Here is a 9286-nt window from a genome sequence, read left to right as displayed (position 1 = left end):
TGGGGCTCGCTGTCGGACCGCGTCGGTCCGTTCCCCGTGGTGCTCACCGGATCGATCCTGTTGCCGGTCGGCCTGTTCATTGTCAGCCAGACCACATCGCTGTTCGCCTTTCAGCTGCTGTTCGGCGTGTTGATCGGCGGCGCCTGCGCGGCGATCCTGGCGCCGATGATGGCCTCCGTGACGGGCTGGTTCGACACCCATCGCAGCCTTGCGGTCTCGCTCGTCTCCGCCGGCATCGGCATGGCGCCACTCACCATGGCGCCGTTGGCGGCGCGGCTGATCACCGTCTACGACTGGCGCACCTCGTGGCAGATCATCGCCGCGATCGCGGCCTGCGTGATGATCCCGGTTTCGATGCTGGTGCGCCGGCCCCCGGCCCGCCAAATGCCGCAGCAACTCGCGCCACAACAAGCTGCCGCCGCTCCGGCCGCAATGGCGGCCATGGGCCCGCAGTCCGACATGACCGTCGCCCAGGCGCTTCGCTCACCGCAATTCATCATTCTGTTGATGACGAACTTCTTCTGCTGCGCCACCCATGCTGGCCCGATCATCCACACCGTGAGCTACGCCGTCTCGTGCGGAATTCCGATGATCGCGGCTGTCTCGATCTATAGCGTGGAAGGCCTCGCCGGCATGGGCGGCCGTCTCGTGTTCGGCCTGCTCGGCGATCGCTTCGGCGCCAAGCGCGTGCTGGTGACCGGGTTGCTGCTGCAGGCGTTCGGCGCGCTGGGGTACGTCTTCGCGCGGCAACTGGCGGAATTCTACGCGGTGGCCGCGCTGTTCGGGTTCATCTATGCCGGCACCATGCCGCTTTATTCGGTGCTGGTGCGCGAGAACTTTCCGCTGCGCATGCTCGGCACCGTCATTGGCGGGCTGTCAATGGCGGGCGGTCTCGGCATGGCGACCGGTCCGATTGCCGGCGGCCTGATCTATGACACCTTCGCCAACTACGCGTGGCTCTATATCGGCTCCTGGGCCGTGGGGCTCGGCGCCTTCTTCATCATCCTGACCTTCAGGCCATTTCCGAAGATCGCGGCGCAACCCGTGGCAATGCCGGCGTAAACGGCCCGGCAGCCCGCCGGGACGCCAACGCTCGAAGCGCCGCCGGCCAATCCGACGGCGTTCTTTCAGGGACTCCTGACTCCTTTTCACGGTCTCAAACGTCTTGGCTTCATCAACAGGAGATCAACCATGTCGACTGCCATGAAAACACCGCCGATCGTATCGGCCAAGGAATGGGAAACCGCACGCGAGCAGATGCTTGTGAAAGAAAAGGCGCTGATGCGGGCGAAGGACGCGCTGTCCGCCGAACGGCGGCGGATGCCGTGGATGGAGGTCAAGAAAGCCTACGAGTTCGACGGGCCGACCGGCAAGCGAAGCCTGCTCGATCTGTTCGAAGGCCGTCACCAGCTGATCGTCTATCGCGCCTTCTTCGAGCCCGGCGTCCACGGCTGGCCGGAACATGCCTGCATCGGGTGTTCGCTCGGGGCAGATCAGGTTTCCAACCTCGCTCATCTCAACGCGCGCGATACCACGCTTGCCTATGCCTCGCGTGCGCCGCAGGCCGACATTGCCCGCCTCAAGGGACGAATGGGGTGGGGCAAGATCCCCTGGGTAACCATCACCGACAGTTTCGATTCTGATTTCGGGGTCGGTGAATGGCACGGCCACAACGCTTTCATCCGCGACGGCGACCGCATCTTCCGCACCTACATGATCAACAGCCGCGGCGACGAGGCGTTGGGCACGGTCTGGAGCTACCTCGATATGACGGCGCTCGGGCGTCAGGAGGTCTGGGAGGATTCCCCGGAAGGTTACCCGAAGGAGCGGCCGTACAAATGGTGGAACTGGAACGAGAGTTATGTGCCGAACGCCGCGCCCGACCCGAAGTGGGTCGAGGTGTCGGATGCCGGTGAAGCCGCGTTTCGCAAGCGTGACGGCGGCGCCAACCCATGACCTCGGTCGACCCGGGCGGCGTTACGCGACATGTTGACGAAGGCGTCGCCGCGCCGGTCGTGACCAGATGGCTGCACCTCGCAGCGGCGCCGACCTTTGCGATCATGGCGTTATCGACGCTCGTTCTCGATAGCAGCGCGCCGATGGCGCTCTGCTCGAGCGGGGCTGGCTTCGGCGGCATGGCGCCGATGTATCTGCTGATGGCGGCGTTTCACCTCGGCCCATGGCTGAAACTGCTCTCCCGGTGAGGCGAGGTGACTCCTTTCGTAACGCTCAATCGTTCTAGCAATATCCAAACGATGGAGCAGAAGCCATGAAGCTGAAAGACAAGAGAGTTATCGTTACCGGAGGTAGCCGCGGCCTGGGTCTCGGAGTGGTGGAGGCGTTGGTCGCGCGAGGTGCTAATGTGACAATCGTGGCGCGTGAGACGGGCGCGCTCGCGGTGGCACGCGAGCGGCTTGGGGTGGCCGTGATTTCAGCCGACGTCACGGACGAGGCCGCCGCTCACCGCATCCTCGGCGAAATCCGCCCGGACGTCCTGATATTGAACGCCGGCGCGAGGCCGCCGATGGGCCGGCTCGATCAGTTGAGCTGGGAAGAGTTCAGCACGACGTGGGAAATCGACGTCAGGGGCGGGTTGTACTGGATGCAGGCGGCGTTGAAGACCCCGCTCAAATCCGGCAGTCGCGTTCTCGTCGGATCAAGCGGCGCGGCGCAGAATGGCTCGCCACTGTCGGGCGGCTACGCGGGCGCCAAGCGCATGCTCTGGCTGATGGCCAAATATGCCAACGCCGTCTCGACGCAAGGCAATCTCGGCATTCGCTTTCAGGCAATCGTGCCGCAGCAGATCATCGGCAACACCGGTGTCGGCGACGCAGGCGCAATTGCATATGCGGGCGCGCTTGGCATCGGGCAGAAGGAATTCCTGGCTCGCTTCGGTGCGCCGATGCCGCCGCGGGATTTCGGCGAGAAAGTCATTTCCGTGCTCGAAGATCCGCAATACGCTGACGGCGTGGCGTTCGGGCTCAAGGGCGACACGGGAATTACCATGATCGAGGGAGCGGCGGCTTGAGCACAGGCCCATCCTCGCCAGATCGCGATCGCCGGGCGGAGCTGCTGGCTCTGACCGGCGAGGTGCGTCCCGAATTGCATCGCTACTGCGCGCGGCTGATGGGATCGGTGATCGACGGCGAGGACGTCGTGCAGGATACGTTCGCCCGCGCGCTTGCGGCGTTCGACCAGCTTGAGGAGATGCCGCAGCTTCGGCCCTGGCTGTTTCGCGTTGCCCACAATCGCGCGCTCGATGTGTTGCGTAGCCGCGCGCTCCGCAAATCAGAGCCGATCGAGGCCGCCTCCGGTATTGCCGACGAGGCCAACCTCGATCCGATGGAGGTCATGATGCGTCAGGAAGCGGTCGAGACCGCCGTTTCGCGCTTTGCCGAGCTTCCGTTGCCTCAGCGCAGTGTCGTCATCCTCAAGGATGTGCTCGATGAGCCGCTCAAAGACATCGCCGATCTCCTCAATCTCAGCGTCGATGCCGTGAAGGCCCATCTGGCGCGCGGGCGGGCACGTCTTCGCGAGGTCAACGCGCAGGCGGCTACGCTCGCCGGGACGCAACCGGTCTCGGCCGCGGTCGCACGTTACGTCGCGCTTTTCAATCAGAAGAATTGGGACGGGCTTCGCGCGCTGCTCGCCGACGACGTCAAACTTCATCAATCGACTTATCCGCTGCGCGTCGGAGCGGCCGACGTCGGCAGGTTCTTTACGATCTACGCCGCGTTCGACGGCGTGCGGCTCGCGCCCGCATGGGTGGAGGGGCGGGAAGTCATCGCGGTATTCGAGAAAGGGGCGGGCGCAACGCCGAGCTATTTCATGTGGCTCGAATGGCGCGACGGCCGCATCAGCTTCATCCGCGATTATCGCTATGCCCGCTACATCGTGGACGACGCGAAGCTGATGCTGACGCCGGGAGGCGAGGGCCCCGGCGGGCCGAGCCGCCTCCTCAGCTGACGAACTCCGACAAGGCCCGCCCCACGGCGGCAATCGTTGCGTTCCTGTGCTCGCTTTCCGGAGAGCTCCCGGTCAGATACACCGCAACGAACACGGGTGGCCGGCCGGACGACGGCCAGACCACGCCGACGTCGTTGGTAGTTCCTCGCTCGCCAGACCCGGTCTTGTCGCCGACCCGCCACTCGTGGGGGAGTCCGGCGCGAAGCCGGGTATCTCCAGTCTTGTTGCCGATCAGCCAATTGACGAGGTGCTCTCGCGAGCCGGGGGTCAGTATTTTTCCGGTCACGATTGTTCGCAGGTTCGACAGCATGGCTTTCGGCGACGTGGTGTCGCGGGGATCGCCGGGGAGGGCTTGGTTGAGGTCCGGCTCGCCTCGATCGAGGCGCGTGACCTGGTCGCCAAGCGACCTTGCATAGGCTGTAACGCCCGCAGGTCCGCCCATATCCGCCAGCAGCAAGTTTGCTGCGGTATTGTCGCTGACGATCATCGCCGCTTCGCAGATTTCCGCCAGCGTCATTCCGTCGCCGCCGGCGTGGCCCTTTGTCAGAGGTGAATTCGCGACGACATCGCCGGCCTGAAAGCGGATGCGGCGGTCCAGCCGCTCCTTGCCACCGTCGACCCGCGCAAGCGTTGCGGTCACCGCGAGCAGCTTGAAAGTGCTGCACATCGGAAAACGCTCGTCACCTCGGAACGCCGCGCTCATTTCATTCGACGTGTCGAGCACCGCGACGCCCAGGCGTCCGCCGCGCTCCTTCTCGAGGGCCGAGATATCCCGTTCCAACTTCTCCGGCCGGTTGCGGCTTCCTTGAGCGAACGCGTGCGGCCCGCGCAGGACGCATCCGCCGATGGTTGCAAGGAGTCCGTAAGAGAATTGCCGTCGCTCGATCATTTCTGCTGCCCTCTGTTGTGCTCGCGTCAATGCGCCTCAGGAAATTCATTGACAAGCGATCAAAAATTGGACGAACCATGAGGATAATTTGGGTCTCGGTAACATGTCCGGTTCACATCTGCCCTTCAACGCGCTTTGCGCCTTCGAAGCTTCCGCTCGACATCTCAGCTTCACCCGCGCCGGCCTCGAATTGTGCGTCACCCAGAGCGCTGTAAGCCATCAGGTGAAGACGCTTGAAGAAATGCTGAACGTGAAGCTGTTCCGAAGGCTGCCGCGGGGACTAGCGCTTACCGATGAAGGGCTGGCCTTGATGCCGGTCCTGACCGAAACGTTCGGGCGCATTCGCGCAACGCTTGATCAATTCGCGGACGGCCATTTTCAGGAGGCGGTGACGGTCGGAGCCGTCGGGACATTCGCCACGAGATGGCTGCTGCCCCGGGTGCAGGCGTTTCGCAAGGCCAATCCAAACGTCGATCTGCGCATCTACACCAACAACAATCGTGTCGACATTGCGGGCGAAGGGCTCGATTTTGCGATCCGCTTCGGCGATGGCTCGTGGCACGGGACGCGCGCCGTCGAACTCATGTCGGCACCCCAATCGCCGCTATGCGCACCCGATATCGCGAGCAGGCTGAAGCGGCCCGAGAACCTCCGTAACGAAATCCTTCTCCGCTCCTACCGGACCGAGGAATGGGAGCGCTGGTTTGCCGAGGTCGGGGTCGCCTGTCCCAAGGTTCGTGGGCCGGTGTTCGATTCCTCCATAGGTATTGCGGAAGCGGCCGTGCAGGGAGCGGGCGTGGCCCTGCTACCGGTTGCGATGTTTGCCGCCGAATTGAAGAAGCGGCGTCTGGTCCGGCCTTTCAGGAACGAAATCACCCTTGGCAGTTATTGGTTGACGAGCCTGCATTCGAAGCGTGAGACGTCGGCCATGAAAATGTTCCAGGGTTGGTTGCTGGCGCAGCTGTCCGGCAGGCAATTGAAACTCAAACAAGGTAGGAACCAATGACGCGTGTGCGCTGTGTGACTGAAATGGGAATGGGCGTGGATGTCCACGGCCGGGACGCGACCAAAGCGGCGAAGCGCGCGGTGTCGGATGCGATCCGCCATTCCAGCCTCGGCTTCTTCCGCATGGTGGGCAAGACCGCCAATGATATGTTCGTCGATGTGACGATCGCTGTGCCGAATCCGGAGGCCGTCGACACCGAGGCGGTTTCGAAGGAATTGCCCTACGGCACGAAGAAGGTGACGGCGATCAAAGGCGGTCTCGAGATTCCCTCCGATATCGGCAACGATCCGATCCTGATCGCGAACGCCGCCGTGATCGTCAGCTTCGACGACGGCAAGTAACTGGCGGAACGCAAACCCTAACAAATTGTTGGCACCTCATGTCAGATCTTTCCGCGTTTCCGATCACCAAGCGCTGGCCCGCGCAACACCCCGACCGGCTTCAGCTTTATTCGCTGCCGACGCCGAACGGCGTCAAGGTCTCGATCATGCTGGAGGAGATTGCCCTGCCGTACGAGGTGCATCTCGTCGACTTCAACAAGGACGATCAGAAGACACCGGAATTTCTGTCGCTCAATCCGAACGGCAAGATTCCGGCGATCATCGATCCGAATGGTCCGACCGGCAATCCGCTTGGCCTGTTCGAGTCCGGTGCGATCCTGCAATACCTCGCCGAGAAAACCGGCAAGCTGCTGCCGGCCGATCCGGCGCGCCGCTGGCAGACCATTCAATGGCTGCATTTCCAGATGGGCGGCATCGGGCCGATGTTCGGCCAGGTCGGCTTCTTCCATAAGTTCGCAGGCAAGGAGATTGCCGACAAGAGGCCGCTCGAACGCTATGTCACTGAATCGAACCGGCTCCTCGGCGTGATCGATTCTCGTCTTGCCGGGCGGCAATGGATCATGGACGACGAATACACCATCGCCGATATTTCGATGCTCGGCTGGGTCCGCAATCTGATCGGCTTTTACGGGGCGCGTGAACTGGTCGCATTCGATGGCTTCGTCAATGTCGCGGCGTGGCTCGAGCGCGGTCTGGCGCGGCCGGCAGTCAAGCGCGGGCTGGATATTCCAAAGCGCCCGTGAGCCGATCGGCTCAGCCGCATCATTATCCGACGTTCAATCGCGACGGAACACCCGCGCGCGAGACTTGACAGCGTGGATCGACTTGTCCAAAATAAGTTGGTCAACGAACTTGGATTTTCGGACATGGCACCTGCCGACAAGCGATCGCGGCTCGTCAATGCGGCAGTCAGCCTCGCGTATCGCGACGGATTCGGCGCGACCTCACTCGCCGATATCGCAAGCGAGGCGGCAGTGCCTCTGGGGAACGTCTACTACTACTTCAAGACCAAGGACGAGATTGGCGAAGCCATCGTGGAACTTCGGCTTTCCCAAATGGCCGCCATGTTGCAGCGATGGGACGAAGAAACATCCCCGAAAGACCGGCTCTATCGATGCATCGAGGGCGTTCTGGACAATAAGGAATCCCTTGCGCGGCGCGGCTGTGCGATTGGCACGTTTTGCTCGGAATTACACAAGGTTGGTGGAGCGGTCGCGGCCAAGGCAACCGGGATATTCTCGCAATACCTGTCGTGGCTGGAGACCCAGTTTCGCGCCCTTGGCAAAGGGAAAGCGGCGCGCGGGCACGCCGTCCATCTACTCTCGGCCCTGCAGGGCATCTCGCTTCTCGCCCACACGTTCCATGATCCAAGCCTTGTGACGATGGAGACCAGGCGCCTGAAACGCTGGGTCGAAGACCTGTAACCGCCAGGCCAGACTAAAGCACCGGCCCGGTCGGGCGTCCAAGAGAAAGTTAGTCAACTGACATGTCAGTAGAGCAATCTCTCGGAGAAACGGATGGGGAGAATGATGAAACATCAATCCGGACTGAGTAATCGTTTCGGCCCGTGGGCGCTTATCACCGGCGCTTCCTCAGGTATCGGCGCCGAGTTCGCGCGACAACTGGCGGCGGCCAAATTGAACGTGGTGCTTGCCGCGCGCCGCGAAATCTTGCTCGATCAACTGGGACGGGAGCTTCAGGTCCAGTTTGGCGTCGAAACGCGGAGTGTTCGAACGGATCTCTCCGAGCCGGATTCTGTCGCGCGCCTCGTCGCGGCGGTCGCCGATCTCGACATCGGCCTTGTGGTTTCCAACGCCGGCACGGGCAATCCGGGCAGTTTTCTCCACGAAGATCGCGACGAACTTTTGCAACGGTTTCGCCTCAACGCGCTTTCGCATCTCGATATTGCCCATCATTTCAGCCCCAGGCTTGCGGCGCGGGGCCGTGGAGGGCTCATTCTCGGCGGGGCCATGGGAGCAGCGCACGGAATTCCCTTCATGGCCAATGACGCCGGCAGCAAGGCCTTCGTACAGAGTCTCGGCGAGTCGCTTCACGTCGAGCTGAAGCGGCAAGGCGTGCATGTCACCGTGCTGGTCGTGCCGCCGACCGACACCGCCATTCTCACCAAATTCGGTCTCGATCCGAAAACCATGGCGATGAGGCCGATGAGTCCTCGCCAATGCGTCGCGGAAGCCATCCGGGCGATTCAGAGCAACCAGTCACTCTGCCTCCCCGGGGCGACCAATCGGCTGATGAGCGCGCTCATTCCGGTCGGCGTGGCGCGAACCATGATGGGCAAGATGATCGAACAGACGCTTGCCAAACGAATTCCAGCCTGAAGTGAGGAAGACATGAGCGGCCGTGGAAAATGGACCGGTATCGTCTACTGGGTAACGACCGTCCTGACGGCACTGCTATTTGCGGCGCCCGGGCTGGCGCTGGTGCTGCGCGATCCGCACTTCGTTGCTGAAATGACGCGGCTTGGCTATCCCGGATATTTCCTGCCATTTCTCGGCATCTGGAAAATTCTGGGTGCGATCGTCGTTCTCGTCCCGGGAGCCCGATATCTGAAGGAGTGGGCCTATGCCGGCATGATCTTCGACATTGCCGGCGCCGTCGTCTCGCGCGCGGCGGCGGGCGATCACGGTCTGGAGTTTGTCCTGCCATTTATCATCGCATGCATTGTCGCGCTGTCCTGGGGATTACGACCGGATGTTCGCCGTCTCTCGCGCGTCGCGACGCAATCGAAGATCGTCCAGGGTGCGCAGTTGGCACGCCCTTCGCCGTGACGGCTACCCGACGGGCAAATCACCCGGCGGCCGGTCATTCGCAAGTCCAGCCTCTGCGGCAAAAATATTCTGCTTTTGGCGCCGCTAAAATCAGTCCTAAGAGTCGCGTCGGCCCGCGCTCCTCCAGGAGGGGCGCTTCGCGATCGTCACGAGTGTTGGGTGCGGGCTGCGATGGACGCGGACATGCGCAAGGACGAAGCGCGTGGGACGCGGACGGCGAAGCCGCGTGGTTCTGATATCTCGACGCTGATATCAACTCGGCGACAACGCTGATGCGTTGCGCCGGGGATGGTGG

12 protein-coding genes are annotated in these 9286 nt (G+C 62.6%); 11 read left to right on the top strand and 1 reads right to left on the bottom strand.

What is annotated here, in order from left to right; translation table 11 throughout:
• From M6D32_RS25590 to M6D32_RS25570, 5 genes are all read left to right on the top strand, one after another.
• On the top strand, window positions 1-1062 hold a 1062-nt coding region (locus M6D32_RS25590; RefSeq protein WP_298261600.1), incomplete at its 5' end, for an MFS transporter.
• Window positions 1063-1191: 129 nt separating this feature from the next.
• Complete coding sequence (locus M6D32_RS25585) at window positions 1192-1956, top strand: DUF899 domain-containing protein (RefSeq protein WP_298261598.1); 765 nt, start codon at window positions 1192-1194, stop codon at window positions 1954-1956.
• The gene (locus tag M6D32_RS25580) at window positions 1953-2204 is read left to right on the top strand and encodes a hypothetical protein (protein WP_298261596.1); all 252 of its coding nucleotides are present in this window, start codon (window positions 1953-1955) and stop codon (window positions 2202-2204) included. Before M6D32_RS25585 ends, M6D32_RS25580 begins: the two co-directional genes overlap by 4 nt.
• Before the next feature lie 65 nt (window positions 2205-2269).
• The gene (locus M6D32_RS25575; protein WP_298261593.1) at window positions 2270-3028 is read left to right on the top strand and encodes an SDR family oxidoreductase; all 759 of its coding nucleotides are present in this window, start codon (window positions 2270-2272) and stop codon (window positions 3026-3028) included.
• The gene (locus M6D32_RS25570; protein WP_298261591.1) at window positions 3025-3966 is read left to right on the top strand and encodes a sigma-70 family RNA polymerase sigma factor; all 942 of its coding nucleotides are present in this window, start codon (window positions 3025-3027) and stop codon (window positions 3964-3966) included. The genes M6D32_RS25575 and M6D32_RS25570 overlap by 4 nt, the downstream gene beginning before the upstream one ends.
• On the opposite strand, the gene bla is transcribed toward M6D32_RS25570, so the two are convergent.
• A complete protein-coding gene (gene bla / locus M6D32_RS25565) occupies window positions 3959-4855 on the bottom strand; it encodes a class A beta-lactamase (protein ID WP_298261589.1) in 897 nt (298 codons plus the stop codon). The two genes, M6D32_RS25570 and bla, sit on opposite strands and share 8 nt — an antisense overlap.
• A 103-nt stretch (window positions 4856-4958) precedes the next feature.
• Here bla and M6D32_RS25560 point away from each other — a divergent pair, with 103 nt between their 5' ends.
• The 6 genes from M6D32_RS25560 to M6D32_RS25535 all read left to right on the top strand — a co-directional run bounded on the left by M6D32_RS25560 (window position 4959) and on the right by M6D32_RS25535 (window position 8991).
• Complete coding sequence (locus M6D32_RS25560; protein WP_298261587.1) at window positions 4959-5861, top strand: LysR family transcriptional regulator; 903 nt, start codon at window positions 4959-4961, stop codon at window positions 5859-5861.
• Entirely contained in the window at window positions 5858-6202 is a 345-nt protein-coding gene (locus tag M6D32_RS25555; protein WP_298261585.1) for a Lin0512 family protein, read from the top strand. The genes M6D32_RS25560 and M6D32_RS25555 overlap by 4 nt, the downstream gene beginning before the upstream one ends.
• 38 nt (window positions 6203-6240) lie before the next feature.
• A complete protein-coding gene (locus M6D32_RS25550; protein WP_298261583.1) occupies window positions 6241-6945 on the top strand; it encodes a glutathione S-transferase N-terminal domain-containing protein in 705 nt (234 codons plus the stop codon).
• Window positions 6946-7068: 123 nt separating this feature from the next.
• Window positions 7069-7626 carry a TetR/AcrR family transcriptional regulator gene (locus M6D32_RS25545; RefSeq protein ID WP_298261581.1) on the top strand — a complete coding sequence of 186 codons (558 nt, stop codon included), beginning with the start codon at window positions 7069-7071 and terminating at the stop codon, window positions 7624-7626.
• A 105-nt stretch (window positions 7627-7731) separates the two neighbouring features.
• Window positions 7732-8541, top strand: a complete 810-nt coding sequence (locus tag M6D32_RS25540) for an SDR family NAD(P)-dependent oxidoreductase (protein WP_298261579.1) — start codon at window positions 7732-7734, stop codon at window positions 8539-8541.
• A gap of 12 nt (window positions 8542-8553) precedes the next feature.
• The gene (locus M6D32_RS25535) at window positions 8554-8991 is read left to right on the top strand and encodes a DoxX family protein (protein WP_298261577.1); all 438 of its coding nucleotides are present in this window, start codon (window positions 8554-8556) and stop codon (window positions 8989-8991) included.
• The last annotated feature ends 295 nt before the right edge of the window (window positions 8992-9286 follow it).

Source organism: Bradyrhizobium sp. (assembly GCF_027307225.1).
Taxonomy (GTDB): Bacteria; Pseudomonadota; Alphaproteobacteria; order Rhizobiales; family Xanthobacteraceae; genus Bradyrhizobium.
This window is presented reverse-complemented; position numbering and strand designations above follow the sequence as displayed.

Coding starts and splice junctions, on each gene's coding strand:
- M6D32_RS25585 (WP_298261598.1), top strand. CDS start 1,192: ATGTCGACTGCCATGAAAACACCGCCGATCGTATCGGCCAAGGAATGG.
- M6D32_RS25580 (WP_298261596.1), top strand. CDS start 1,953: ATGACCTCGGTCGACCCGGGCGGCGTTACGCGACATGTTGACGAAGGC.
- M6D32_RS25575 (WP_298261593.1), top strand. CDS start 2,270: ATGAAGCTGAAAGACAAGAGAGTTATCGTTACCGGAGGTAGCCGCGGC.
- bla (WP_298261589.1), bottom strand. CDS start 4,855: ATGATCGAGCGACGGCAATTCTCTTACGGACTCCTTGCAACCATCGGC.
- M6D32_RS25560 (WP_298261587.1), top strand. CDS start 4,959: ATGTCCGGTTCACATCTGCCCTTCAACGCGCTTTGCGCCTTCGAAGCT.
- M6D32_RS25555 (WP_298261585.1), top strand. CDS start 5,858: ATGACGCGTGTGCGCTGTGTGACTGAAATGGGAATGGGCGTGGATGTC.
- M6D32_RS25550 (WP_298261583.1), top strand. CDS start 6,241: ATGTCAGATCTTTCCGCGTTTCCGATCACCAAGCGCTGGCCCGCGCAA.
- M6D32_RS25545 (WP_298261581.1), top strand. CDS start 7,069: ATGGCACCTGCCGACAAGCGATCGCGGCTCGTCAATGCGGCAGTCAGC.
- M6D32_RS25540 (WP_298261579.1), top strand. CDS start 7,732: ATGAAACATCAATCCGGACTGAGTAATCGTTTCGGCCCGTGGGCGCTT.
- M6D32_RS25535 (WP_298261577.1), top strand. CDS start 8,554: ATGAGCGGCCGTGGAAAATGGACCGGTATCGTCTACTGGGTAACGACC.